The 23,823-nt window shown below is 68.1% G+C and carries 25 protein-coding genes; 14 read left to right on the top strand and 11 right to left on the bottom strand.

All coding sequences use genetic code 11. The features are described from left to right. The first annotated feature begins 70 nt into the window (after positions 1-70). The 3 genes from hisD to D3230_RS08035 are packed head-to-tail and all read left to right on the top strand — an operon-like array spanning position 71 to position 2,939. Positions 71-1,384: a histidinol dehydrogenase gene (hisD, locus tag D3230_RS08025; RefSeq protein ID WP_202344851.1), complete on the top strand. Its 1,314-nt coding sequence runs from the start codon at positions 71-73 to the stop codon at positions 1,382-1,384. Further along, a complete protein-coding gene (gene nrdR, locus D3230_RS08030) occupies positions 1,384-1,887 on the top strand; it encodes a transcriptional regulator NrdR (RefSeq protein ID WP_202344534.1) in 504 nt (167 codons plus the stop codon). Before hisD ends, nrdR begins: the two co-directional genes overlap by 1 nt. A 2-nt stretch (positions 1,888-1,889) precedes the next feature. Continuing rightward, on the top strand, positions 1,890-2,939 hold the full coding sequence (locus tag D3230_RS08035) for a quinone-dependent dihydroorotate dehydrogenase (protein ID WP_202344535.1): 1,050 nt from the start codon (positions 1,890-1,892) through the stop codon (positions 2,937-2,939). A gap of 75 nt (positions 2,940-3,014) precedes the next feature. On the opposite strand, the gene D3230_RS08040 is transcribed toward D3230_RS08035, so the two are convergent. Next, positions 3,015-3,587, bottom strand: coding sequence for a DUF3043 domain-containing protein (locus D3230_RS08040; RefSeq protein WP_202344536.1), 573 nt, complete (start codon positions 3,585-3,587; stop codon positions 3,015-3,017). A 161-nt stretch (positions 3,588-3,748) separates the two neighbouring features. Between D3230_RS08040 and D3230_RS08045 the strand changes: the two genes are divergently transcribed. The 7 genes from D3230_RS08045 to D3230_RS08075 all read left to right on the top strand — a co-directional run bounded on the left by D3230_RS08045 (position 3,749) and on the right by D3230_RS08075 (position 9,433). Further along, positions 3,749-4,126, top strand: a complete 378-nt coding sequence (locus tag D3230_RS08045; protein WP_202344537.1) for a HesB/IscA family protein — start codon at positions 3,749-3,751, stop codon at positions 4,124-4,126. A gap of 149 nt (positions 4,127-4,275) precedes the next feature. Beyond that, the gene (gene ctaC / locus D3230_RS08050; protein WP_202344538.1) at positions 4,276-5,124 is read left to right on the top strand and encodes an aa3-type cytochrome oxidase subunit II; all 849 of its coding nucleotides are present in this window, start codon (positions 4,276-4,278) and stop codon (positions 5,122-5,124) included. 17 nt (positions 5,125-5,141) lie between these two features. Continuing rightward, on the top strand, positions 5,142-6,779 hold the full coding sequence (gene ctaD, locus D3230_RS08055) for an aa3-type cytochrome oxidase subunit I (protein ID WP_237467265.1): 1,638 nt from the start codon (positions 5,142-5,144) through the stop codon (positions 6,777-6,779). A 17-nt stretch (positions 6,780-6,796) separates the two neighbouring features. Then, the gene (gene ctaF, locus D3230_RS08060) at positions 6,797-7,219 is read left to right on the top strand and encodes an aa3-type cytochrome oxidase subunit IV (protein ID WP_202344540.1); all 423 of its coding nucleotides are present in this window, start codon (positions 6,797-6,799) and stop codon (positions 7,217-7,219) included. After that, entirely contained in the window at positions 7,200-7,676 is a 477-nt protein-coding gene (locus tag D3230_RS08065; protein WP_337249135.1) for a GNAT family N-acetyltransferase, read from the top strand. Before ctaF ends, D3230_RS08065 begins: the two co-directional genes overlap by 20 nt. Beyond that, positions 7,663-8,070 carry a TetR/AcrR family transcriptional regulator gene (locus D3230_RS08070; RefSeq protein WP_202344541.1) on the top strand — a complete coding sequence of 136 codons (408 nt, stop codon included), beginning with the start codon at positions 7,663-7,665 and terminating at the stop codon, positions 8,068-8,070. Before D3230_RS08065 ends, D3230_RS08070 begins: the two co-directional genes overlap by 14 nt. Before the next feature lie 88 nt (positions 8,071-8,158). Continuing rightward, positions 8,159-9,433 (top strand): Nramp family divalent metal transporter, encoded by a 1,275-nt coding sequence (locus D3230_RS08075; RefSeq protein WP_202344542.1) that lies wholly within the window; start codon positions 8,159-8,161, stop codon positions 9,431-9,433. A 644-nt stretch (positions 9,434-10,077) separates the two neighbouring features. On the opposite strand, the gene qcrB is transcribed toward D3230_RS08075, so the two are convergent. From qcrB to ctaE, 4 genes are read right to left on the bottom strand one after another with little or no spacing between them, the layout of a single operon-like run. Continuing rightward, positions 10,078-11,691, bottom strand: a complete 1,614-nt coding sequence (gene qcrB, locus D3230_RS08080) for a cytochrome bc1 complex cytochrome b subunit (RefSeq protein ID WP_202344543.1) — start codon at positions 11,689-11,691, stop codon at positions 10,078-10,080. Continuing rightward, complete coding sequence (gene qcrA / locus D3230_RS08085) at positions 11,688-12,803, bottom strand: cytochrome bc1 complex Rieske iron-sulfur subunit (protein ID WP_202344544.1); 1,116 nt, start codon at positions 12,801-12,803, stop codon at positions 11,688-11,690. The genes qcrB and qcrA overlap by 4 nt, the downstream gene beginning before the upstream one ends. Before the next feature lie 46 nt (positions 12,804-12,849). Continuing rightward, the gene (gene qcrC, locus D3230_RS08090; protein ID WP_202344545.1) at positions 12,850-13,659 is read right to left on the bottom strand and encodes a cytochrome bc1 complex diheme cytochrome c subunit; all 810 of its coding nucleotides are present in this window, start codon (positions 13,657-13,659) and stop codon (positions 12,850-12,852) included. A gap of 19 nt (positions 13,660-13,678) precedes the next feature. Next, positions 13,679-14,284, bottom strand: coding sequence for an aa3-type cytochrome oxidase subunit III (gene ctaE, locus D3230_RS08095; protein ID WP_202344853.1), 606 nt, complete (start codon positions 14,282-14,284; stop codon positions 13,679-13,681). A gap of 257 nt (positions 14,285-14,541) precedes the next feature. Between ctaE and trpD the strand changes: the two genes are divergently transcribed. Continuing rightward, positions 14,542-15,603 (top strand): anthranilate phosphoribosyltransferase, encoded by a 1,062-nt coding sequence (gene trpD / locus D3230_RS08100; RefSeq protein ID WP_202344546.1) that lies wholly within the window; start codon positions 14,542-14,544, stop codon positions 15,601-15,603. Positions 15,604-15,692: 89 nt separating this feature from the next. Here the strand turns inward: trpD and D3230_RS08105 are convergent, their stop codons facing one another. From D3230_RS08105 to fdxA, 5 genes are all read right to left on the bottom strand, one after another. After that, on the bottom strand, positions 15,693-16,724 hold the full coding sequence (locus tag D3230_RS08105) for a M23 family metallopeptidase (RefSeq protein ID WP_202344547.1): 1,032 nt from the start codon (positions 16,722-16,724) through the stop codon (positions 15,693-15,695). A 104-nt stretch (positions 16,725-16,828) separates the two neighbouring features. Beyond that, entirely contained in the window at positions 16,829-18,793 is a 1,965-nt protein-coding gene (locus tag D3230_RS08110; RefSeq protein WP_202344548.1) for a BCCT family transporter, read from the bottom strand. Between the two features lie 155 nt (positions 18,794-18,948). After that, positions 18,949-19,575, bottom strand: coding sequence for a phosphoribosylanthranilate isomerase (locus tag D3230_RS08115; protein WP_202344549.1), 627 nt, complete (start codon positions 19,573-19,575; stop codon positions 18,949-18,951). Positions 19,576-19,646: 71 nt separating this feature from the next. Further along, on the bottom strand, positions 19,647-20,276 hold the full coding sequence (locus D3230_RS08120; RefSeq protein ID WP_202344550.1) for a superoxide dismutase: 630 nt from the start codon (positions 20,274-20,276) through the stop codon (positions 19,647-19,649). Between the two features lie 89 nt (positions 20,277-20,365). Beyond that, positions 20,366-20,695, bottom strand: coding sequence for a ferredoxin (gene fdxA, locus D3230_RS08125; RefSeq protein ID WP_202344551.1), 330 nt, complete (start codon positions 20,693-20,695; stop codon positions 20,366-20,368). A gap of 77 nt (positions 20,696-20,772) precedes the next feature. Between fdxA and soxR the strand changes: the two genes are divergently transcribed. From soxR to D3230_RS08140, 3 genes are all read left to right on the top strand, one after another. Further along, positions 20,773-21,249 carry a redox-sensitive transcriptional activator SoxR gene (soxR, locus tag D3230_RS08130; protein ID WP_202344552.1) on the top strand — a complete coding sequence of 159 codons (477 nt, stop codon included), beginning with the start codon at positions 20,773-20,775 and terminating at the stop codon, positions 21,247-21,249. A 47-nt stretch (positions 21,250-21,296) separates the two neighbouring features. Beyond that, positions 21,297-22,544: a DNA glycosylase AlkZ-like family protein gene (locus D3230_RS08135; protein WP_202344553.1), complete on the top strand. Its 1,248-nt coding sequence runs from the start codon at positions 21,297-21,299 to the stop codon at positions 22,542-22,544. A gap of 134 nt (positions 22,545-22,678) precedes the next feature. Continuing rightward, positions 22,679-23,161: a GatB/YqeY domain-containing protein gene (locus tag D3230_RS08140; RefSeq protein WP_202344554.1), complete on the top strand. Its 483-nt coding sequence runs from the start codon at positions 22,679-22,681 to the stop codon at positions 23,159-23,161. Between the two features lie 92 nt (positions 23,162-23,253). Here the strand turns inward: D3230_RS08140 and D3230_RS08145 are convergent, their stop codons facing one another. After that, positions 23,254-23,715 carry an SRPBCC domain-containing protein gene (locus tag D3230_RS08145; protein WP_202344555.1) on the bottom strand — a complete coding sequence of 154 codons (462 nt, stop codon included), beginning with the start codon at positions 23,713-23,715 and terminating at the stop codon, positions 23,254-23,256. Between the last annotated feature and the right edge of the window lie 108 nt (positions 23,716-23,823).

Below are 23,823 nucleotides of genomic sequence, written 5' to 3' on the forward strand. Positions count from 1 at the left end.
TGCCCCACCCATCCTCGCAGACGCGTGATGCCGGGCAGTCCCCGCCCCCTTCGGTAGGATGGACGCCGTGATGCGAACGATTGACCTTCGAGGGCGCGAGCTCTCCCGCAGCGATCTCCTGCAACTCGTGCCGCGCGCGGCGCTGAGCGCCGACGTCGCCGTCGAGCGGGTGCGCCCGCTCGTGGCCGCGGTCGCGGAGCACGGCGAGGCCGCGCTCCGCGATCAGGCCCGGGATTTCGATGGGGTCACCGGGCACGCCCTGCGCGTCCCCGCCGAGGCGATCACCTCCTCTCTGGACGCGTGCCCCGTGGACGTGCGGGAGGCGCTGACGGAGCTGATCACCCGGCTGCGCCTCGGCTCGGCCGCGCAGGTGCCCGCGGCGCAGGAGACGCGGATTGGCGACGGAGCCGTGATCCGGCAGCGCTGGCAGCCGGTCTCGCGCGTGGGGCTGTACGCCCCGGGCGGCAAGGCCGCGTATCCGTCGTCCGTGATCATGAACGCCGTTTCCGCGCAAACCGCGGGCGTCCCGAGCCTGGCCCTCGCCTCGCCGGCGCAACGCGACCACGCCGGACTGCCGCACCCGGCCGTCCTGTGGGCGGCAGCGCTGTGCGGCATCGAGGAGGTGTACGCGATCGGCGGTGCCGGTGCGATCGCCGCCTTCGCTCATGGCGTCCCCGAGATCGGTCTGGAGCCCGTCGACGTGGTCACCGGCCCCGGGAACGTGTTTGTCGCCGCGGCGAAGCGCGTGGTGAGCGGCCTGGTCGGCATCGACTCCGAGGCGGGCACCACCGAGATCCTCGTCATCGCCGACGAGTCCGCCGACCCCCGGTTCGTGGCCGCCGACCTGATCAGCCAGGCCGAGCACGACGAGGCCGCCGCATCGGTGCTCGTCACCGATTCGATGGAGTTCGCCGCCCGCGTGCAGGCGGAGGTGGCGGCGCGCGCCCCGCGCACCGCGCACGCCGACCGCGTCGCGACCGCGCTCGCTGGCCCGCAGTCCGCGGTGATCCTCGTCGACAGCCTCGCGGATGCGGTGCGCGTGAGCAACGCATACGGCCCGGAGCACCTCGAGATCCAAACCCGCGACGACGAGGGCGTGCTCGCCGGCATCGCCGACGCGGGCGCGATCTTCGTCGGTGGCTTCACGCCGGTGAGTCTCGGGGACTACCTCGCCGGATCGAACCACGTGCTCCCCACCGGCGGCACGGCGCGCTTCGCGTCCGGGCTCGGTGCCCACACGTTCCTGCGCCCGCAGCAGATCGTCAGCTACGACCGCGCCGCGCTCGCCCGGGCCGAGGCACCGCTGCTCGCGCTCGCCGGCGCCGAGGGGCTGCCCGCGCACGGCGAGGCCGTCAGCACCCGTTTTGAGGAAGAGACCGCGTAATGCACTGTCCGTTCTGCCGCCACCCCGATTCCCGGGTCATCGACTCGCGCACCGCCGACGACGGCCTCTCGATCCGCCGCCGGCGCCAGTGCCCCGAGTGTGGGCGACGCTTCACCACGACCGAGACGGCGAGCCTCACCGTGATCAAGCGCTCCGGCGTGGTCGAACCCTTCAGCCGCTCCAAGGTGATGAGCGGCGTTCGGAAGGCCTGCCAGGGGCGCCCCGTCACCGAAGCCGATCTCGCGGTGCTCGCGCAGCAGGTCGAGGAGTCCGTGCGCTCCAGCGGCATCGCCCAGTTCGACGCGAACGAGATCGGGCTCGCGATCCTGCCGCACCTGCGCGAGCTCGACGAGGTCGCGTATCTGCGCTTCGCGAGCGTGTACCAGGCGTTTGAATCGCTCGCGGACTTTGACGCCGCCATTTCCGAGCTCCGCGCGCACCCGCCCGTGGCCGCCGATCCCGCCGACCGCACGACCGGGTCACCGGCCGCGACCCAGGAGTAGTCATGCGCCTCTATCCGATGCTGTTCTCGACCGTGCTGCGCCGCATGGATCCCGAAACCGCCCACCACCTGGCGTTTCGGGTGATCCAGGCAACGCCGTTCCTCGGCGGGCTGGTGCGCCGGTTCTGCCGCCCCGCCCCGCAGCTGCGGGTGCGTGCGCTCGGGCTCGAATTCCCGAGTCCGTTCGGGCTTGCGGCGGGCTTTGATAAGAACGCGATCGGAATCGCGGGCCTCGGCGAGATCGGCTTCGGCCACGTCGAGGTGGGGACGCTCACGCGCCACGCGCAGGACGGCAACCCGCAGCCGCGCATGTTCCGCCTCGTGGGGGATCGCGCCCTGATCAACCGCATGGGCTTCAACAATGGCGGATCCGCCGCGGCCGTCCCCCGGATCGAGCGCGCACGGCTGCGCCGCAACCGGCCGGTGATCGGGGTGAACATCGGCAAGAGCCGGATCACCGAGGTCGACGACGCCCAGCAGGACTACGTCTGGAGCACGGAGCGCCTGGCACCGATCGCGGACTACCTCGCGGTGAACGTCAGCTCGCCGAACACGCCCGGGCTGCGCGGGCTCCAAGAACTCGAACTGCTCGAACCGCTGCTCGCGGCGGTCCGGGACGCGGCGGGGGGCACGCCGCTGCTCGTGAAGATCGCACCCGACATGGAGGACGCGCAGATCGACGGGATCGTCGAGCTCGCGGTCCGGCTCGGGCTCGACGGGATCATCGCGACGAACACGACGGTCTCTCGCGAGGGCCTCATGGCGTCTGCGGGCGAGCTCGAGCGGATGGGGGCCGGGGGAGTGTCCGGGGCACCGCTGAAGCACCGCTCGCTCGCCGTCCTGCGGCGCATCCGGGAGACCGCGCCGGATCCAGACTTCTGCGTCATCTCCGTCGGCGGCGTGACCACCGCCACCGACGTGCACGATCGCCTCTTGGCGGGTGCCACGCTGGTGCAGGGGTTCACCGCCTTTATCTACGAGGGGCCGCTGTGGGCGCGCGCGATCAACCGCGGGCTCGCCCGGATCGGATATCGCGGGAACGCCGCCGCCTAACCGGGTTCACCACGAGAAACGGCCCCGCTTCGATCGGATCGAAGCGGGGCCGTTTCTGGCTGCGGTGGGGGAGTCCTACTCGGGACGCTGCCCGCGCTTGACCTGCGGCTTGGGCATCCGCAGCGGGCGGAACTGGAACGCGCGCATCGCGGCGTACCAGCGGAAGCCGGGCTGCACCCGATCCTCGCCGAACTTCTCGCCCAGAATGCGCTTCAGCCGCATGCCGAGGAACACGGCATCGAGCACCGCAAGCGCCACGAAGGCCCAGATCACCACAAGGCTGATCACCTGGACGATGCCGGGGATAAACGTCATCACCAGGACCACCAGCATCATCGGGATGAGCATCTCGCCGATGTTCCACCGAGCGTCGACGTAGTCGCGCACGAAGCGGCGCTGCGGGCCGCGATCGCGCACCGTGAGGTACCGCTCGTCGCCCTCCATCATGCCCAGGCGGGCGCGCTCGCGCGCGTCGGCCTGCTGGCGGCGCTGCTCCTTCTGGAGGGCCTTGTCCTTCGATCCCACGATGGGGCGCGCGTTGGCGGCCTGGGCCTGCTTCCGCGACGGCGTTGGCCGGCCCTTGCCGACCGGGGCGGCCGCGTCCTGCTCGTTCGTGCCCGCCGCGCCTGCAGCGTCCTTCTTCGACACGCCTGTCCTCTCGATCTGGTGCGCACAGCTGCGCCCGGTCCTTGACCCACACGCGTGGGCTCACTGCGCCCCAGAATACCGTGTTGCTTCGAGGGTTTCCTGCCGACGCCGCAGCGGTAGACTAGAGGCATCTCTATTTACTGCGCGAGCGAGGAGAAGTCATGAGTACTGAGACGATCGCGGCGGACGCCGCAACGACCGGCGTGGAGCCGGCGCACGGGGTGGCACTGAGTGACGCGGCACAGGACAAGGTCCGGAGCCTGCTGGCCCAGGAGGGCCGTGACGATCTGCGCCTGCGGATCGCCGTGCAGCCCGGTGGCTGCTCGGGGCTGATTTATCAGTTGTTCTTTGACGAGCGTGAGCTTGACAACGACTCGGTCGTGGACTTCACGGGCGTCCAGGTCGTCGTCGACCAGATGAGCATCCCCTACCTGAACGGGGCCACGATTGACTTCGAGGACACGATTCAGAAGCAGGGCTTCACCATCGACAACCCCAATGCGCAGGGGAGCTGCGCCTGCGGCGACAGCTTCGGGTAAGCGAATTGCGCACCGATATTCCGCGACACCCTGCGTTGGTTCGGGGAACGCCTCGGTTCGCGCTAAGCTAACAGGGAGTAATCAGCTTCGCCTGCATTCCGGGCGGCACGAAACATTTCGAAAGGTATGCGGTGCGTTCCAATCGTCGAATGAAATGGGTTGCGGCCCCGGTAGCGCTCTCGGCAGCGTTGCTCTTGGCAGGCTGCACCCCGGAGCAGCAGCGAGGCTTCTTGCCCGCAGGCTCTGAGGGAGCTACGAACCACACGGACGGCATCACCGGGCTGTGGGTGACCTCATGGACCGTGCTGCTCGCCGTCGGCGTGCTCACCTGGGCCTTGATCATCTGGGCCACGATCGCCTACCGTCGCCGCAAGGGCCAGACCGGACTTCCGGTCCAGCTGCGGTACAACATGCCGATCGAGACCTTCTTCACGGTGGTTCCCGTGATCCTCGTGCTCGGCTTCTTCGCGTTCACCGCGCAGGAGCAGAGCAAGATCGAGTCGCGGTACGAGAACCCCGAGAACGTCGTCGAGGTCATCGGCAAGCGCTGGGCGTGGGACTTCAACTACACAAACGAGGACGTCTTCTTCTCCGGCGTGCAGGTGCAGACCGACGCCGAGGGTGAGCCGACGGAAGAGACCATGCCGGTGCTCTACCTCCCCGTCGACAAGACCACCGAGATTCGTCTTGAGACCCGTGACGTCATTCACTCCTTCTGGGTGGTGGAGTTCCTCTACAAGAAGGACATGATCCCGGGCCAGACGAACTACATGAGCTTCACGCCGACGAAGACGGGCACCTTCATGGGCAAGTGTGCCGAGCTCTGCGGCGAGTACCACTCGATGATGCTCTTCGAAGTCAAGGTCGTTGAGCAGGACGAGTACGACGCCTACATCGCGTCGCTGCGCGAGGCTGGAAACACCGGCGAGGCCGGAATTGACCTGAACCCGAACCAGGATCGCTTCTACGGCGACCAGGCCAAGGCTCAGAACGAGTAATGAGGGATATCAAGAACATGAAGAAGGGCAACGTCATCGTCTCGTGGCTGACGTCCACGGACCACAAGGTGATCGGATACATGTATCTGATCAGCTCCTTCGTGTGGTTCCTCATCGGCGGCCTCATGGCCCTCGTGATCCGCGCGCAGCTGTTCGCCCCCGGCCTTGAGGTCGTGGCGACGAAGGAACAGTACAACCAGCTGTTCACCATGCACGGCACCATCATGCTGCTGATGTTCGCCACCCCGCTGTTCGCGGGTTTTGCGAACGTCATCATGCCGCTCCAGATCGGTGCCCCCGACGTCGCCTTCCCGCGACTCAACGGGTTCGCGTTCTGGCTCTACACCTTCGGCTCGCTCATCGCGGTTGGCGGCTTCCTCACCCCGCAGGGCGCGGCATCGTTCGGCTGGTTCGCTTACGCGCCCCTGTCTGACATGACCTACTCCCCGGGCGTGGGCGGCAACCTCTGGGTGCTCGGCCTCGGTATTGCCGGCTTCGGCACGATCATGGGCGGCGTGAACTTCATCACGACGATCATCACGATGCGCGCTCCCGGCATGACCATGTGGCGCATGTCGGTGTTCACCTGGAACACGCTCGTGACCTCGATCCTCGTGCTCCTCGTCTTCCCGGTGCTCGCGGCTGCGTTCTTCGGCCTTGCCGCGGACCGTATCTTCGGCGCACAGATCTACAGCGGCGAGGGTGGCGCGATCCTCTGGCAGCACCTCTTCTGGTTCTTCGGCCACCCCGAGGTCTACATCATCGCGCTGCCGTTCTTCGGCATCGTCTCCGAGATCTTCCCGGTGTTCAGCCGTAAGCCGATCTTTGGTTACAAGACCCTGATCTACGCAACCATCGCGATCGCTGCACTGTCGATGACGGTGTGGGCGCACCACATGTACGTCACCGGCTCCGTGCTGCTGCCGTTCTTCTCGCTGATGACCATGCTCATCGCGGTTCCCACCGGTGTGAAGATCTTCAACTGGCTCGGCACCATGTGGCGCGGCTCGATCACCTTCGAGACCCCCATGCTGTGGTCGCTCGGCTTCCTCGTCACCTTCGTGTTCGGTGGTCTCACCGGCGTGATCCTGGCATCGCCCCCGCTCGACTTCCACATCTCCGACACCTACTTCGTCGTGGCGCACTTCCACTACGTCGTGTTCGGCACCGTGGTCTTCGCAATGTTCGCCGGCTTCTACTTCTGGTGGCCGAAGTGGACGGGCAAGATGCTCGACGAGCGTCTCGGCAAGATCCACTTCTGGGTCCTCTTCATCGGCTTCCACATGACCTTCCTCGTGCAGCACTGGCTGGGCGTCATGGCCATGCCGCGCCGGTACTACACGTACCTGCCGTCGGACGGCATCACCTGGGGCAACCAGCTCTCCACCGTCGGTGCCATGATCCTCGGTGCGTCGATGATCCCGTTCCTCCTGAACGTGTACATCACCTCGCGTCGCGGGTCCAAGGTCACGGTCAACGACCCGTGGGGCTACGGCCGCTCGCTCGAGTGGGCCACGTCCTGCCCGCCGCCGCGTCACAACTTCACCTCGATTCCGCGCATCCGCTCCGAGTCTCCGGCATTCGACCTCAACCACCCCGAGGTCAGCGGAGTGGAGCAGCCGACACCGGCTCCCGCGCTCTCCGAGCAGAAGTGATCTGAGGAGCACTCACTATGAAATCCAACATTGTCATCTTCTGGATCCTGACCGCCTACATGGTCTTGCTCGCCTCGGTGTACACCGTCTGGAACATCATCGAGCACGGCTACATTGAGTGGGCCGGATCGACCACGATCCTGCTCTCGGGCGGCCTGACGGCGTTCATCGCGGTCTACCTGATGCTGGTGCAGCGCAAGCAGGGCGGCGTCCTCACCGAGGACCTGCTCGACTCCGACATCGACGACGGGGACCCTGAGCTCGGCGAGTTCAGCCCCTGGAGCTGGTGGCCGCTGTTCCTGGCGCTCGCGATCTCGCTCGTGATTCTGGGCATGTGCATCGGCTTCAACTTCTGGTTCTCGTTCCTGACGATCCCGCTGGTGCTCGTCGGTGTCGTGGGCTGGGTCTACGAGTACTACCGTGGCAACTTCGCCCGATAAGTCGGCGTCCGAGTCACGTATCGTGATTCGCCGCGCGCAGAGCGAGGACGGCCGCGCCGTCCTCGCTCTCGCCCGGCAGTTCACGACGGGACGCGAGTCGATCGGGAGCGACGAGTTCCTGGTCGCCTTCGACAACGTCCTGCGCCACCGCGATCAGGAGACGAACGTCCTGTTCGTCGCCGAAGCGGGAGACACCGTCGTGGGCTACTCGCTCCTCACCGTCTCGCGCCTGCTGCACGCTCCGGGTCTCACGGCTCACCTCCAGGAGATCGTCGTCGACGAAGCGTCACGGGGTCTCGGGATCGGGGATCGCCTGATGCAGGCGAACGAGCACTACTGCATGGGTCGCGGCGTTCGGCAGTTGTCGACCGCGACCGCGCGGATTGGCTCCTTCTACAACCACCGTGGCTTCGAGCCCGTGGGTGAGCACTACCGTAAGATTCTTGACCTGGGATAACCGGATGCCGGAGCGCCGCTCTCGCCGGCGGCCCGGTGAGAATCGTGAATACCTGATTGAGGCCGGACTCGAAGAGTTCGGCCTCTCGGGCTATCACGGGACCTCGACCGCCCGCATTGCCGCCCGCGCCCAGGTCCCTCAACCGCACGTGTACACGAATTTCCGCACGAAGCGCGAGCTGTTCCTCGCCTGTGTCGACGCCGCGGTGGGACGACTCCTCGCGGGTGACGGACAGACCGCAGACGAACGCCTCGTGCTCCAGGCGATCGCGGCGGTCCCCGAGCCGAGCCTGAGTGAACCGCTGCGGGCGCAGTTGGCCCCACTCTTCACAGCGGTGGATGCAGCGCGTATGGGCGAGCTCCTGAGTCGAGCGGCGACAGAGCTGCTCAGCTAGCCAGCGCTTCGCCCGTTTCGCCGAAAGGTGCACTCAGCCTCGGGCGAACTCGACACTCAGCTCGCAATTGTTCGGCTAGTCTAACTTTATGACGCGCCACCGCGAAGCTTCGGCTTTTCCCCGCACCGGCCCGGCCACCGGTCGCCCCGCGCGCCGGGCGAGCGGGGTGGGCCTCCTCGGCCCCGCCTTCGTCGCCGCGATCGCATACGTCGACCCCGGGAATGTCGCCGCGAACCTCACCGCCGGCGCCGAGTACGGATACCTGCTCCTGTGGGTCCTGGTGGCCGCGAACGTGATGGCGATGCTCGTGCAGTACCTCTCGGCGAAGGTCGGCTTGGTGACCGGGCAGAGCCTGCCTGAACTCCTGGGTGGCCGGCTGCGGAAGTGGCCCCGTCGCCTCTACTGGCTGCAGGCCGAACTCGTTGCCGCGGCCACCGACGTCGCCGAGGTGATCGGCGGCGCCCTCGCGCTGTACCTGTTGTTCGGGGTGCCCCTGCCCGTGGGCGGGCTCATCGTCGGGCTCGTCTCCATGCTTCTGCTCGCGGTCCAGTCGCGTCGTGGGCAGCGTACCTTCGAGTTCGTGGTGATCGGTCTCCTCGGGATCATCACGATCGGCTTCCTTGCGGGCCTCCTGTTCAGCCCGCTCGACGGACCCGGGATGCTTGAGGGCCTGGTCCCGCGCTTCCAGGGCACGCAGACGGTGCTGCTCGCTGCGAGCATGCTCGGCGCCACGGTGATGCCGCATGCCGTCTACCTGCACTCCGCGCTCGCTCGGGACCGTCACGGCGCCGCGCACACGCCCCGTGGCCTGAAACGCCTCCTGTCGGTGACGCGCTGGGATGTCGCGCTCTCACTCGTCGTCGCCGGGGGAGTGAACATCGCGATGCTGCTCCTCGCCGCGGCCAGTCTTCGCGGCGTCGAGGGCACCGACACCATCGCGGGCGCGCACGCGGCCATCACGGACGCGCTCGGCCCGACGATCGGCGTGATCTTCGCGGTGGGCTTGCTCGCCTCCGGCCTCGCCTCCACGTCGGTGGGCTGCTACGCGGGCGCGACGATCATGTCAGGCCTCCTCCGCGTCCGGATTCCCATGGTCGCCCGTCGCGCCATCACGCTCGTTCCCGCGCTCATCATCCTCGCGATGGGCGTCGATCCGACGTGGGCGCTCGTCATGAGCCAGGTGTTGCTCTCGCTCGGCCTGCCCTTCGCGTTGATCCCGCTCGCGCGGCTCACCGAGAACCGGACACTCATGGGCGTGTTCCGCAACGGCACCGCGCTGCGCGTGGTCACCTGGATCGTGATCGGGCTGATCGTGACCCTCAACCTGCTCCTCATCTGGCTGATCGCCACCGGGCAGGCGTAGGGGTCGAGCGAGCCCGGGCACAACCCGGCGCGCCGGGGGGAGCCCACGGCGAGATCTGAGCCGCGGGTGACACGCCCCGCCCGCCCCCGCACAAGCCCCCGCCCAAACCCCCGCACAAGCCCCCGCGCAAAGCCCCGCCCAAACCTAGGCATTTTCGCCAGAACGAGTGAATTTCTCCCGTATTTGACTCGCTCTAGATAAAACGCCTGGGTGGAGGTGGCGGGGCGGGGGAGCCGGGGGCCCGGGGCGTCGGGTTCAGGGGCCCGTGACCGGGGAGCCGGAGCGAGCCCAGTGAGATCGAACGCGCCACTGGTGGGGTACCGGGATAGCCGGGCCGGCCGGTCGTGTGAGGGGGGATGGCGCGGGGATGTGCGCCGGGGAACCGCGGTGCCTCACCCCAGCAGAGGGCTGCTGCGCTGCCCGGGTCTCCTTGCGCGAGAACCGCGTGGGGTGCGGGACCGGGCCGCGGGTGGCGTGGCTGGGTGAGGGCATGGCGCGCAGGATGCTCCGGGGCCTCCGCCTACCCGAGGCCGCGGAGGGTCGCGGGCTGTCGCCCGAGCTCGCCAACGACTGCGCGAACGCGGCCGAAACGACGCTGGCCCCCACAGGACGAATCCTGTGGGGGCCAGCGGGGAAGCGGAGGGTTAGTGGCCCTCGTGCTTGCTCTGTTCGATCTCACCCTGCGACGGGGGAACGATCCGATCCTCGAAGAACCAGCGGCTGAAGCCAGCACGCAGGCGCTCGGAGAACGGGATACGACCGTCGTCGTTCGGGCGGAGCATGAGCGGAGCGTAGTCGTGGTAGCTCACGAGCTCCCACTTCTCGTACTCGTCGAGCGGCTTGTGCACCTCGACGAACTCGCCGCCGGGCATCCGGACGATGCGGCCGGACTCGTAGCCGTGGAGGGCGATGCTGCGGTCCTTCTTCTGGAGCGCGAGGCAGATGCGCTTCGTCACGATGTACGCGACGATCGGGCCCAGAATCAGGAGCGCCTGGAGTGCGTGGATCACGCCTTCCATGGAGAGCTGGAAGTGGGTGGCCATGAGGTCGGAGCTTGCTCCGGCCCACATCACCGCGTAGAACGTCACACCGGCGGCACCGATCGCGGTACGGGTCGGTGCGTTGCGGGGGCGGTCCAGCAGGTGGTGCTCGCGCTTGTCTCCGGTGACCCACGCCTCAATGAAGGGGTAGGCGGCAACGGCGACCAGGAAGATGCCGATGATGATCAGCGGCAGGAGCATGTTCCAGGACCAGGTGTAGCCGAACCACTCGGTCTCGAGCCCCGGCGGCACCAGACGCAGCATGCCGTCCGCGAAGCCGATGTACCAGTCAGGCTGGGTACCGGCGGACACGGGGGAGGGATCGTACGGGCCGTACGCCCAGATCGGGTTGATGCCCACGATGGAGGCGATCAGCACGATCACGCCGAACACGATGAAGAAGAAGCCACCGGCCTTCGCCGCGTACACGGGGAGGATCGGGAAGCCAACAACGTTCTGCTGGGTCTTGCCCGGGCCGGGGTACTGCGCGTGCTTGTGGATGACCACAAACGCGAGGTGCAGTGCCACGAAGAGGATCACCAGGGCAGGCAGCAGCATGATGTGCAGCATGTACAAGCGGCCAACGATGTCGGTACCCGGGAACTCGCCTCCGAAGAAGAAGTACGAGAGGTAGGTGCCGATCACGGGGATCGCCTTGATGATGCCGTCGATGATGCGGAGGCCGTTGCCGGAGAGCACGTCATCGGGGAGCGAGTAGCCGGTGAAGCCCTCAGCCATTGCGAGGACGAACAGGACGAAGCCGATCATCCAGTTGAGCTCGCGCGGCTTGCGGAATGCACCCGTGAAGAAGATCCGGAGCATGTGCAGGCCGATGGATGCGACGAAGAGCAGTGCCGCCCAGTGGTGCACGTGGCGCATGAGCAGACCACCGCGGACCGAGAACGAGATATCGAGAGTCGACGCCATCGCGCCGGACATCTCGACGCCCTTCATCGGCACGTAGGGGCCGGTGTAGACGGTCTCGATCATCGTTGCCTGGAAGAACAGCGTCAGGAACGTACCCGACAGCAGGATGACAACGAAGCTGTAGAGCGCGACCTCGCCGAGGAGGAACGACCAGTGGTCAGGGAAGACCTTACGGCCGAACTCCTTGACCGCGACGCCGATCTTCGTGCGCTCATCGATATAGTTCGCCGCAGCGGCAGTGAAACGGCTGGAGCCGTTCCGCGCGGGCGCTTCGGTTACGGTGCTGCTCACTTGAGGCGCTCCCAGTAGCTCGGGCCGACAGGTTCATGGAAATCACTCTGGGCGACGAGGTAGCCCTCGTCATCCACGGTGATGGGCAGCTGCGGAAGGGGGCGCTTGGCGGGGCCAAAGACGACCTTCGCGTGCTCCGACACGTCGAACTGCGACTGGTGGCAGGGGCACAGCAGGTGGTGCGTGTGCTGCTCGTACAGGGCGACGGGGCAGCCGACGTGGGTGCAGACCTTCGAGTACGCGACGATGCCGTCGTACGACCAGCTCTCGCGCTCGGGGAGCTCCTTGAGCTCGGCCTGGTCCAGGCGCATGAGGAGCACGATGGCCTTGGCCTTCGCGTCGAGGAAGTTGTCGCTTCCGCCGCGCTCGTCGAGCGTCATCTCGGAGAACTGCTCGTGCGTGAGCGTTTCGGGGATGACGTGGAACGCCGAACCGATGGTGACGTCGCTCGCCTTGATCGGCACACCGGAGGGGTCGCGCGCCAGGCGCACACCCTTCGTCCACATGGTGTGCTTCAGCATCTGCACCGGATCGCGATCCTGCGGGGCGAGGCCGCGCAGGAGGGTGATGCCGGGCAGCGGGAAGGCGATCAGCGCGCCGATGAGGCTGTTGCGCACGAGCGAGCGGCGGGAGAACCCGGACTCTTCGTCGGCGACCTTGAAGATCTCAGCGGACGCCTCGCGCGTCTCCTCGTCGCTGGGGACGGGGTGACGCATGTCGATGGACTCGTGGTCCGCCATCAGGGCCTTGCCCCAGTGGACGGCACCGATTCCGACCGCGAGCAGGCCCAGCGCCATGCCCAGACCCACGAACAGCGTGTGCAACCGGATCGCCATCGGGTCGCCCGACTCGATCGGGAAGAACATGTACGCGAGTACCGCACCGAGGCTGCCGGCGATCGAGATGTAGAAGAGGGTGTAGACGGTGCGCTCCGCACTCTTCGCCTTCTTCGGGTCCAGATCCGTGACGCGCTTGCGGTGCGGCGGAAGGCCCGGATTCTGCACAGCGTCGGCCGCGATGACCGCGGTACCACCCGCAGCTTCAGCCGAGCTGTGGCTCTGGGCGGCAACAACGGCACCCGTGCCGCCGCTGTTTTTCGCTTCCTCTGCCATGTTGCTCCTTGACTCCTGACTCATGAACGTTGTGCGCTGTCGAGCGCTAGTTCGACTTCGCCGTGACCCAGACGGTGAGGCCGATAATGGCGCCCAGTCCGATCACCCAGATGAAGAGGCCCTCAGCCACGGGACCGATGGACCCGAGAGCCACACCGCCGATCGCGGGCTTCTCTTCGATGTACTTGAGGTACGAGATGATGTCGGCCTTCTCCTGCGGCGAGATGTTCGCGTCGCTGAAGACGGGCATGTTCTGCGGCCCGGTGACCATTGCCTCGTAGATGTGGTTCGGTGCAACGCCGCCCAGCTTCGGAGCGAACTTGCCCTGCGTCAGCGCGCCACCGGCGGCGGAGACGTTGTGGCACATGGCGCAGTTGATGCGGAAGAGATCCCCGCCGCGCGCAATGCCCTCGTCGTCGCTGTCTGCCTGGAGGTACTGGGACTCGGGGAGCCCGGGTCCCGGCGCGAGCGAGGCCACGTAGGCCGCCATCTGCAGCGTCTGCTCGTCGGTGAACTGCGTCGGCTTCACCATGCCCTGCGGGCCCTGGAAGGCGAGGGGCATACGGCCGGTGCTGACCTGGAAGTCCACCGACGCCGCGCCGACACCGATCAGGGTGGGGCCGTCAGGAGTGCCCTGCGCAGCGGCACCGTGACAGGTGGCGCAGTTGGCACCGAACAGCTTCTCGCCGGCCTCGATGGTCGCGGGGGCCTCGAGGTCGATCTCCGCGGTCGCGGAGGTCTGGCTGAAGCCTGCGTATGCGCCGCCCGTGACGAGCAGGCCGACCGCGATCAGCGCGGCAGTTGCAAGGGGGTGGCGACGGCCACTCTTGCGGACGTTCTTCTTGGCGCGAGCCATGATGTCGATACTCCTGACGCTACTTGAGGACGTAGATGATGATGAAGAGGATGATCCACACGATGTCGACGAAGTGCCAGTAGTAGGACACAACGATCGCCGTGGTCTCTTCCTTGTGCGTGAAGTTCTTGACCGCGTAGAGGCGACCGATCACGAGGAGGAAGGCCACGAGGCCGAGCGCCACGTGAATTCCGTGGAAGCCGGTGGTCATGTAGAAGGCGGAACCGTAGGGATCGGAACCGAGCGTGATGCCCTCAGAGACGAAGGTCGCGTACTCGTAGATCTGGCCCGAGACGAAGACGGCACCCATGAAGAAGGTGAGGTAGAACCACTCCACCGTTCCCCACTTGCCACCGCTCCGACGGGGACGGCCGTTCTCGGCGGCGAAGACGCCGGCCTGAGCCGTGAAGGATGAGGCGACCAGGATCAAGGTATTGATCAGGGCGAAGGTGAAGTTGTGCTTCGCGGTCTGCTCGGCCCACAGCTCGGGGTTCATCGCGCGCAGCGTGAAGTAAATCGCGAACAGGCCGGCGAAGAACATCACCTCGCTGCCGAGCCACACGATCGTGCCGACGGCGACGATGTTCGGTCGCTTGACCGACGGCACGGCTGACTTGGTATTCATAGTGGTCGTTGTCACCCCTCCATTATGGCTGAAAGTTTGGTGTGCGTTTTCACTGGTAACCGGCGCGCCGAACTTTCTGCGAGATTCCTGACAAGCCTACCGCTTCGCGGGGGTGGTCAAAGCCAGCACGCCGTGCTTTTCGGCTCTGGGTGTCCTTTTTTCGGCATTCTTGAGTGGCGACACGCGGCCGGCCGCGCGGGAATCCGCCCGGGGGTCGCGGCGCCCGCGCGTGGCGTGCTCCTCGCTAGACTTGAGTAATGATTGATGAGCGCACCTGGCCGACCGTTCTCACGACCCTGCTCGAGCGGGAGAATCTGAGTGTGTCTCAGGCCGAGTGGGCGATGTCCCGGTTCATGACGGGCGAGGCGAGCGGTGCGCAGATCGGCGCCTTCCTGGTCGCGCTCAACGCGAAGGGGATCACCGTCGACGAGGTGATCGGATTCCGCGACGCGATCCTCGCCGAGGCGATGCCGCTCGCGCTTCCGGCGATGTCGCTGGACATCGTCGGCACCGGTGGCGACCGCTTCGGCACCGTGAACGTGTCGACGATGGCGTCCATCACCGCCGCCGCGGCCGGCGTTCCCGTCGTGAAGCACGGAAACCGGGCGGCGAGCAGCCAGTCCGGCTCCTCCGATGTGCTCAGCGCGCTCGGCGTCGAGCTCGAACTCGACGCGGCACAGCTCCAGGAGACCTTCGAACGCGTGGGCATCGCCTTCGTCCACGCTGCCCGGTTCCTCCCCGGCTTCCGGCACGTGGCACCCGCCCGCGCCGAGCTGGGGATTCCCACGGTCTTCAACTTCCTCGGGCCCCTGTGCAACCCGGTCCGCCCCGAGGCCTCGGCGGTCGGGGTCGCCGACATCGATCGTGTCCCGATCTTCGTGGGCGTGTTCCGGCTCCGTGGGGCCTCCGCGCTCGTGTTCCGTGGCGATGACGGGCTGGACGAGCTCACGACCACCGGCCACTCGCGCCTGTGGGAGGTCAGCCGTGGGGGCCTGACCGAGCACGACATCGATCCGCGCGAGCTCGGTATTGCGCGCGCCGAGATTCAGGACCTCGTGGGCGGCACGCCCGAAGAGAACTCGCAGGTGGTGCACCGCGTGTTCCAGGGGGAGCGCGGCCCGGTGCGCGACATTGTGCTCCTGAACGCGGCCGCCGGCCTCGTCGCCTATGACCTCGCGAAGCATCCCGAGAGCGTGGAGCGCGCGCTGCTCGAGCGGCTGCAGGAAAAGCTCACCATCGCCGAGGCCGCCATTGATTCGGGTCGCGGGGCGGCGAAGCTCGCCGAGTGGTCTGCGGCGACGAGCGCCGTCCGCGCTTAACTCGGCGGGGCTGCGAGGTCACCTCGCGCCGCATGAGGCCCGCGCCACTCAGCTGAGTGGCGTGGGCCTCATGCGTGTGGCGAAAGCGCCTAGTCCGCAGCGGGCGTGGGGACCGGCACGGGAGTCGTCGTCGGAGCGACGGCCTTCTCGTCGCGATCCATCTGGCTGTACTTGGCGAGGAACGGCATCGGATCGACGGGCTCGTCATCCACGCGCAGCGCGAGATGCAGGTGCGCGCCGAAGGCCATTCCGGTCGCGCCGACGCGGCCTGCCGGATCGCCCATCTTGATCTCGTCACCCACCTGGTAACTGTGGGAGGCGTCCTGCATGTGGCAGTAGCGGCTCGTGACCGTCTTGCCGTCGATGTCGTGCTCGAGCTTGAGGCCGAACCCGCACCCATCGGTGGTGGAGCCTGCCTCGAGGACCTTGCCGTCGGCGATCGCCTGGATCGGGGTGCCCGCGGCCGCGCCGAAGTCCTGCGCGTCGTGGAACTGCTCGACGGGTGCCGTGCGGTATCCGAAGGGGTCAGTCAGCAGCACGGTCTCCGTGAACGGATAGTTCACGAGGGAGCGCGCGCGGAAGGCGTAGCTGCCCGGGATCGGCTTGTCGACGTCGACGGCCGTGATCTCGGAGAGGCTTCCGGGGATCTCGTCGGCAGACACCTCGGAGAACAGCTGCTGCTGTGCGGCGGCGACCTGCGTGTCCTCGCTGTCCTGCAGCAGCGGCACCGCCGCGGAGAGGAACAAGCCGCCCACGCTCGCCGCCGCGACCACTCCGGCGACGCGGCGGCGGAAGGACCACCGAGCGCGCGGCGCGGCCGGAGTCGTGGCCGCCTCGGAGGGCACCGCGGGGACGTGCTCGCGCACGGGCACGCGGACGTACTCCGCGGCACCGTTCACCAGGTGGCTCGGTGCCGGATCCTGCGCGGGTGCTGGATCCTGCGCGGGTGCTGGATCCTGGGAGGCTGCCGGATCCTGGGAGGCGGCCGGGGCCGCCGACGCGGCAGAGGCGTCGGGGGTCGCCGGGGCCTCGGGGCGCGCCTCAGGGGTGCTGGAATGCACCGCGCGAAGTGATCTGCGGGACGGGAACGGGCTGCGTTCGCCCGTGGGTGAGTCGGTCATGCACACTTTCGGTTGGCGGAGCATCGGTCGTGCGGCCGTGCTGAAGATAACGAACAGGTTACAGTTCGCTCCTGAAAATTGCGAACTTTTTGTTCATTCCCTGATCACGCCCCATCCTTCGGCGGGACTTCTGGGTCCTCCGGGAGGTGATCCACGCGCTCGCCGACCGTGAGTGAAGCGTCACCGGAGGCGGCGTGATCCGGGCGATCCGGACCCTTGGGCTGGATCCGACCTGGCTCAAGCGTGCGCTGCACGTCCTCGGGGGTGACCTGTTCGATCGGCCCGGTGGTCGCGTCAACGTACCACTCGGTGAGCACCGGATCCGCGCTGTCGAAGCCCGCACCCGCGCCCTCGTCCGCCGGGACCTCGCTCGTGCCGAACACGAAGTCGTCGCCGTACTCGTCGATCCCGCGCCGCACGCCCTGCGCGATCGCGGCCTGTGCGTACTTGCGGCGGATGATGTAGGGGTCGGTCTTGAGATCCTTCGCCCACGCGATCATGATCCCGATCACCACAAACGCGAAGGGCAGCGCGGAAACGACCATGAGGGATTGCAGCCCGCCGAGGGTGCCGCGCCCGCCGGCCAGGAGCAGTGAGATCGCGATGAGGCTGAGGAGGAGGCCCCACATAATGGTGACCCACTTCGACGGTTCCGGCCGGCCGGCCTGCGACATCGACGCCATCACGATGGAGGCCGAGTCGGCGGCGGTCACGAAGAACACGACGACCGCGATCATCGCGATCACCGAGGTCAGCATGCCGAGCGGGAGGCGCTGCAGCAGGTGGAAGAGGACCTCCTCGCCGGAATCGCCGGTCTGCAGGTTCACCCCGTTCAGGCTCATGTAGATCGCGGTGCCGCCGTACACGACGAACCAGGCGATCACGATGGCGGAGGGAACGAGCACCACCGTAGTGACGAACTCGCGCAGCGTGCGGCCGCGGGAGATCTTCGCGATGAACATCCCCACGAACGGCGTCCAGGAGACCCACCACGCCCAGTAGTAGGTGGTCCATGACGCGAGGAACTCCGCCGTGGGCGCCCCCTGATTCGGGTTGCGGGCGAGCATCATCGGGAGTTGCTGGAAGAACTCCACAAGCGACGAGGGGACGAAGTTGAGGAGGAACACGGTGGGGCCGAGCACGAGGACGAAGAGCCCGAGGCTGCCGGTGAGCACCATGTTCAGATTCGAGAGGCGCCGGATCCCGCGCTTCACGCCCGACACTGCGGACGCGATGAACAGCGCCGTGAGCACGGAGATCGCGCCCACCAGGAAGGTGTTCCCCAGTGGTCCGAGTCCCGTGACCATCCGGAAGCCGCTCTCGATCTGGAGCGCGCCGATTCCGAGCGACACGGCCGTGCCGAACAGCGTCACGATGATCGCGAAGATGTCGATGGTGCGGCCGAGCGCGCGGTGCGTGGCCCCGGGGAAAACGGGTTCGAAGAGGGCCGAAATGAGCGGGGCGCGGCCGCGGCGGTACGCGCTGTACGCGATGGCCCCGCCGACGAGCGCGTAAAACGCCCACGCGATCGGTCCCCAGTGCAGGATCGTCTGGGCGAGCGCTGGGAGCGCGGCGTCCGCGGTGCCGCTGGCCTCGCTGAGCCCCGGCGGCGGGTTCAGGAAGTAGGTGAGCGGCTCCAGCGGGCCATAGAAGAGGAGGCCGATGCCGAGTCCGGCGGCAAAGAGCATGGAGATCCACGAGGGGGTGGAGAACTCGGGGGCCTCGTCGTCCGCGCCCAACCGGATGCCGCCCGTACGGCCGTAGCCGACGACGAGCATGAACAGTGCGACGGCGATGGCCAGCGCCCCGAAGAGCCAGCTGAAGTTCTCGGTGACCCAGGCCAGGGAGGTGGCCCCCACCTCGGCGAGCATGTCGGGGGCGATGAACGCCCACGCGATCACACCGACCGTGAGGCTCAGGGCCACGATCAACACCACCCAGTTGGTGGGGAAGCGCATCCCGGTCTGCTCGACGCCGATCCCGGGGATCAGGCCGGGGTGTGGCAGCGGCGGTGGCGTCGGCAGCGTAATTTTGCGCGTGCGTTTGCCTGGCTGTTGCGGTTCGGGCATGGCCTCCGCCTCCGTTCCTCACGCAGTCGGGGCGGTCGGGATCGACGTGCCCCCTCAGGCCACGCTAGTGAGGCGAGTGCCGGAACCGGCGTCAATTCTGCGCGGTTCGCGAAAGTCGCGGGCGGGATCAGACCCGGGATCGGGAATTTCTTCCGCTATGTGGTCGGGGCGAGCCCCTGGCGCGCCGCCGCGATGAACCGCGTGATCCGCTCCAGGTCCTTCTCGCCGGGGGCAGATTCGACGCCGCTTGACACGTCGACGCCGCCCGGACGCACCGCCGCGATCGCCTCGGCCACGTTCTCGGGCGAGAGGCCGCCCGCGAGGAGCCAGTCCGTGCCCAGCCGCGCCGGATCGAGCTGGCTCAGGTCCCAGGTGCTGCCCGAGCCGGGCTCGGCGCCGTCCACCAGGAGGCGTTCTTCGCCGTACGCGCCGGCGGTGAGCGCAGGATCGTCGGTGAGTGAGGTGGCGCGCCACACCCGCGGGATCAGTTCCTGCGCGGCCCGCACGTCGGCGGCGCGGTATCGGCCGTGGAGCTGCAGCACGTCGAAGCCGAGGTCGCGGGCCAGCGCGGCGGCCTCCGCCGCGGCCATGCGATTCACTACGAGCACCGTATCGACGTCGGCGCGTGCGGAGCGGGCCGCGGCGAGCACCACGCGCGCCTGCTCGGGCGTCGCGTGGCGGGGGCTGCGCGGGCTCATGACCACGCCGATCGCGTCCGCCCCCGCGCGTACCGCGTGCCGCGCGGACTCGGGCGTGCGCAGTCCGCAGATCTTGACGTACATGGGAGCCTCCTCGGTGACGCTCCCAGCGTACTGCGCTGGGAGCCGCGGTGACCGCGGCCCCCAGCCTGGCGCTACTTCGCGGGCGCGATCAGCCCGGAGGTCTGGGCCTGCGCGGCAGTGAAGCGGCGCTGCACATCGGCCCAGTTGACCACGTTCCAGAACGCCTTCACGTAGTCGGCGCGCACGTTCTGGTAGTCGAGGTAGTAGGCGTGTTCCCACACGTCGAGCTGCAGCAGCGGGGTGACGCCGAGCGGCGCGTTGCCCTGCTGATCGAAGAGCTGGAACACGACCGGGCGCGCGCCCACCGAATCCCAGGCCAGCACCGACCAACCGGATCCCTGGACCCCCAGAGCGGTGGCTTCGAAGTGGGCGCGGAACGCGTCGATCGACCCGAAGTTCGCGCCGAGCGCCTCCGCGAGATCGCCCTCGGGCTCGCCCCCGCCGTTCGGTGACATGTTCTCCCAGAACACGCTGTGGTTGATGTGGCCGCCCAGGTTGAAGGCGAGGTCCTTCTCGAGCTTGTTGACGTTGCGGAGGTCGCCGGACTCGCGGGCCTCGGCAAGCTGGGCCAGTGCGGTGTTTGCGCCCGTCACGTAAGCCTGGTGGTGCTTGGAGTGATGCAGTTCCATGATGCGGCCGGAAATGTGCGGCGCGAGCGCGGCGTAGTCGTAGGGCAGGTCGGGGAGCGTGTATTCAGCCATGACAGCATTCCTTTCGGTGGGCGCGGCGCGGGATCGCGGGGCGCGTGGTGTGGCGTTGCGGTGGTCTGGATCGGGGCGGGGCCCCGCGGCTAGTGAGCTTCGCTGAGCTGCGGCGGGAGTGCGGCGACGATCGGGTGATCGAAGTCGTACGCCCCGGCCTTCGCGGCACCGCCGGGGGAGCCGATCTCATCGAAGAAGGCGACGTTGGCGGTGTAGTAGTCCGCCCACTCGCTCGGGAGGTCGTCCTCGTAGTAGATGGCCTCGACGGGGCAGACGGGTTCACAGGCGCCGCAGTCGACGCACTCGTCCGGGTGGATGTAGAGCATCCGGTCGCCCTCGTAGATACAGTCCACGGGGCACTCGTCGATGCAAGCGCGGTCTTTTAGGTCAACGCAGGGGAGCGCAATAACGTACGTCATCGGGACTCTGTGGGGGAAACGTGCATGACTCCACCGTAGAACCTCAAGTACACTTGAGGTCAAGCGGAAGGAGTCGCATGTCAGACGCGGTCGAGCCGGTCCTCGGGGGCGCGCACGTGCCCGAGGAACTCCTCACGGTGGGGGAGATGAGCCGCCGCACGGGCGTCGCCGTGTCCGCGCTGCACTACTACGAGGAGCTGGGGCTCATCGCGTCCAGGCGCACCGCCGGCAACCAGCGCCGCTACCCCCGGTACATGCTGCGCCGGGTCGCGCTCATCTCGGTCGCCAAGCGGCTCGGCATCCCGCTCGCCGACGTGCAGGAGAGCTTTTCGGGGGTGCCGCTCGAAACCCCACCGAGCCACGAGGACTGGCAGCGCGCCTCCCGCAAGTGGAAGCGCACGCTCGAGCTGCGGCGCCAGGGGATCGAAGAGCTGGAGCGTGAGCTCACCGGCTGCATCGGCTGCGGCTGCCTGTCCATGAAGGCGTGCCGGCTCCTGAACCCCGACGACGAACTCGGAGACAGCGGATCCGGCGCGCGTCGCATTCGCGTGTGAGGGCGGCGCCGTGCCCCGGACGCGGGCCGGGTGGATAGGCTGCCCACATGCGGGTGCGTGTGAGTGTCGAGCAGATCCGGGCGTTCCGGCTGCGCGGGCACGGACTGGATCGGGACGGGGGTGAGCGGCCTCCCGAAACCGCGATGCTCGACGCCGCGAGCCGCTGCGGCGTGCAGAACAGTCCGCCGGGTGCCGCGCTCCTCGCGCTCGGCGCCCGCGTGGAGGACACGAGCATCGCGCACCTCGAGCATGCCCTCGCGAATGAGCGCTCGCTGCTGCAGACGTGGAGCCTGCGCGGCGCGCCCTATATCTTTCCCACCGCGGATGCCGCGCTGTTCACGAGCGGAGTGCGGCCACCCAGCGAGGACGCGGCGCGGCGATTCTTGCCCGGGGTGGTGCCGGCGCTCGACACGCTCGGCATCACGCTGACCGAGATGACCGATCGGTTGGCCGCCGAACTGCCCGCGGTGCTCGCCGGGCGGCAGCTCGACATCCACGAGTTGGGGACGGCGCTCGCGCCGCGGGTCGAACCGCGCCTCAGCGCCGCACAGCGCGCCTTCTGGAGCGAGGAGGGGCCGCACGCGCCGGGGCAATCGCAGGGCGAGGCCGTGGTCCACTTCGTGGTGCGGCTGCTCGCGCTGCGGGGGCTCATCTGCATCGCGCCGCGCACCGAAGCCCGGGCACAGTTCGTGCTGGTGCGCGAGTTCCTCGGGGCCGAACTCCCGCAGGGTGATCCGGCGCTCGCGCGTGCGGAGTTGCTGCGCCGCTACCTGCGCTGCTCCGGTCCCGCGACCCGCGCGGACTTCGCGGATTGGGTGGGTGTCGGATCCCGCGACGCGGAATCCTGGTGGGGGCTCTGCGCGGACGAGCTCGCGCCCGTGCGCACCGAGGCCGGGGAGCGGTGGCTCCTGGCCACGGATGTGCCAGCGCTAACGCGGGCGGCGCCCGGGGCTGCGTCGGGGCCGGTGTCGGGAGCACTGTCGGATGGTGCCGAGGGGGTGCGCCTGCTGCCGCCGAGCGACCCGTATCTGCGCCAGCCGGATCGCGAGGTGATCGTGCCGCGGGAGCGCCACGCCGAGGTGTGGCGGACGGTCGGCGCGCCCGGGGTGGCGTTGCGCGACGGGATCGCGGTGGCGAGCTGGCGCGCCAGGCTCCGGGGGCGTCGGCTCGACGTGACCTTCGCCCCGTGGGGCGCGCTGAGTCGTCAGGCACGGGATCAGCTCGCGGACGCCGCCGAACGCATGGCGCGGCTCCGGGGCGCGGCGCGCGCCCGCGTCGAGTGTGCGGCAGGCTGATCCGACACCAAATCCGAACACGCCGCACCTGAGTTCCGGAGCGCCGTGCCGTAGCATTTCGTGTACGGTGCATCGCACCCGATGCGTGGCCCGCGGAGGCCCGAGCACGCACGACCACCGACGAAGGGCACCCGATGGGTATCAAGACCGAGCTCGAGACTGCACAGCCGACCGCGATGAAGGAGCGCGCGGCCGCCACGGGCGAAGCGCGCGAAGTCGCCGACCGCCGCCTGCTCGCGATCCGTGGCGCCCTCGGTGCTCTGGGAGAGGCCGAAACCGCGGGCAAGGAACGCCGCGAGCTTGACGATGCCGAGCAGCTCGCCATCGTGAAGAAGGAGGTCGCGAAGCGCGAGCAGAGCGCCGCGATTTACGACGAGGCTAACGAAGCCGAGCGTGCTCGCGCCGAGCGCCTCGAGGCCGATGCGTTGCGCGCATTCCTCCCGGCCGAAACCTCAGAGGCAGAGATCCGCGCTGCGGTCGAGCAGATCATCGCGGAGCAGGGCCTCGCAGGCCAGGGTGGCCGCGCCATCGGCGTCGTCATGGCTGAGCTGAAGACCCGTTTCGAGAACTTTGACTCCCGCGCGGCCTCCGCGCTGGTGAAGGAGCTCGTCTCCTAGTTCGCGGCGCTCGCGGGGCGGCCCGGCGGTGTTCTGCTGGGTCTCCCGCGCCCGCGCGCGCGGGGCTTCCGTGCTGCGATCCTGCCCAGGGGCTACGGCTCGAGATACGCGGCAAGATTCGCGAGCGAGGACGTGAGCCCCGCGGCGTGATCGCGCGCGCGGACCCCGGCGGGAACGTTGCGCGCGACCACCTCGACGTCGGTGCCATCCTCGGTGCGGCGAAGCGTCCACTCCATCCGCATCGTGCCGTGAAACGCCGGGTCCTCCGACTCGAAATCCACCTCCTGCACCACGCGCTCTCCCGGCACGAGCTCCGCGATGCGCACCTCCGCCACGTCGGAGGCGTCCGAGGTCTTGCCTGGGGCGCCCGAGGTGTCCTCGTAGCTGAGCACGAGGCGGAACGAGCCGCCCTCGCGCATGTCGAACCGCTCGAAGTGACCACGCATCCCCTGTGGTGGAAGCCAGGCCGCCAGCGCGTCAGAACTCGTGAGCGCCGCGAACACCTCCGCCGCGTCCAGGTGGATCAGGAGACTCGCGCGATCTGTTCTGCTCATGACGCCACCGTATGCGCTGGTGCCGACTGAGCGCCAGAGTCAATGCCACCTGAGCGTAGGAACGCACTGTACGCAAGATCTCCGGAGGAGTACGCGAGGCCGCTGCGT

This window comes from Leucobacter chromiireducens subsp. solipictus (assembly GCF_016758195.1).
Taxonomy (GTDB): domain Bacteria; phylum Actinomycetota; class Actinomycetes; order Actinomycetales; family Microbacteriaceae; genus Leucobacter; species Leucobacter solipictus.

Bases quoted from the DNA above. Each gene is read 5' to 3' on its own strand.
- D3230_RS08140 (WP_202344554.1), top strand. From the start codon at position 22,679: ATGGGTATCAAGACCGAGCTCGAGACTGCACAGCCGACCGCGATGAAG.
- D3230_RS08115 (WP_202344549.1), bottom strand. From the start codon at position 19,575: ATGTACGTCAAGATCTGCGGACTGCGCACGCCCGAGTCCGCGCGGCAC.
- ctaC (WP_202344538.1), top strand. From the start codon at position 4,276: ATGAAATGGGTTGCGGCCCCGGTAGCGCTCTCGGCAGCGTTGCTCTTG.
- D3230_RS08035 (WP_202344535.1), top strand. From the start codon at position 1,890: ATGCGCCTCTATCCGATGCTGTTCTCGACCGTGCTGCGCCGCATGGAT.
- D3230_RS08045 (WP_202344537.1), top strand. From the start codon at position 3,749: ATGAGTACTGAGACGATCGCGGCGGACGCCGCAACGACCGGCGTGGAG.
- D3230_RS08135 (WP_202344553.1), top strand. From the start codon at position 21,297: ATGCGGGTGCGTGTGAGTGTCGAGCAGATCCGGGCGTTCCGGCTGCGC.
- fdxA (WP_202344551.1), bottom strand. From the start codon at position 20,695: ATGACGTACGTTATTGCGCTCCCCTGCGTTGACCTAAAAGACCGCGCT.
- D3230_RS08110 (WP_202344548.1), bottom strand. From the start codon at position 18,793: ATGCCCGAACCGCAACAGCCAGGCAAACGCACGCGCAAAATTACGCTG.
- D3230_RS08105 (WP_202344547.1), bottom strand. From the start codon at position 16,724: ATGACCGACTCACCCACGGGCGAACGCAGCCCGTTCCCGTCCCGCAGA.
- ctaE (WP_202344853.1), bottom strand. From the start codon at position 14,284: ATGAATACCAAGTCAGCCGTGCCGTCGGTCAAGCGACCGAACATCGTC.
- D3230_RS08120 (WP_202344550.1), bottom strand. From the start codon at position 20,276: ATGGCTGAATACACGCTCCCCGACCTGCCCTACGACTACGCCGCGCTC.
- ctaF (WP_202344540.1), top strand. From the start codon at position 6,797: ATGAAATCCAACATTGTCATCTTCTGGATCCTGACCGCCTACATGGTC.
- D3230_RS08075 (WP_202344542.1), top strand. From the start codon at position 8,159: ATGACGCGCCACCGCGAAGCTTCGGCTTTTCCCCGCACCGGCCCGGCC.
- ctaD (WP_237467265.1), top strand. From the start codon at position 5,142: ATGAAGAAGGGCAACGTCATCGTCTCGTGGCTGACGTCCACGGACCAC.
- trpD (WP_202344546.1), top strand. From the start codon at position 14,542: ATGATTGATGAGCGCACCTGGCCGACCGTTCTCACGACCCTGCTCGAG.
- nrdR (WP_202344534.1), top strand. From the start codon at position 1,384: ATGCACTGTCCGTTCTGCCGCCACCCCGATTCCCGGGTCATCGACTCG.
- qcrC (WP_202344545.1), bottom strand. From the start codon at position 13,659: ATGGCTCGCGCCAAGAAGAACGTCCGCAAGAGTGGCCGTCGCCACCCC.
- hisD (WP_202344851.1), top strand. From the start codon at position 71: ATGCGAACGATTGACCTTCGAGGGCGCGAGCTCTCCCGCAGCGATCTC.
- soxR (WP_202344552.1), top strand. From the start codon at position 20,773: ATGTCAGACGCGGTCGAGCCGGTCCTCGGGGGCGCGCACGTGCCCGAG.
- D3230_RS08145 (WP_202344555.1), bottom strand. From the start codon at position 23,715: ATGAGCAGAACAGATCGCGCGAGTCTCCTGATCCACCTGGACGCGGCG.
- qcrA (WP_202344544.1), bottom strand. From the start codon at position 12,803: ATGGCAGAGGAAGCGAAAAACAGCGGCGGCACGGGTGCCGTTGTTGCC.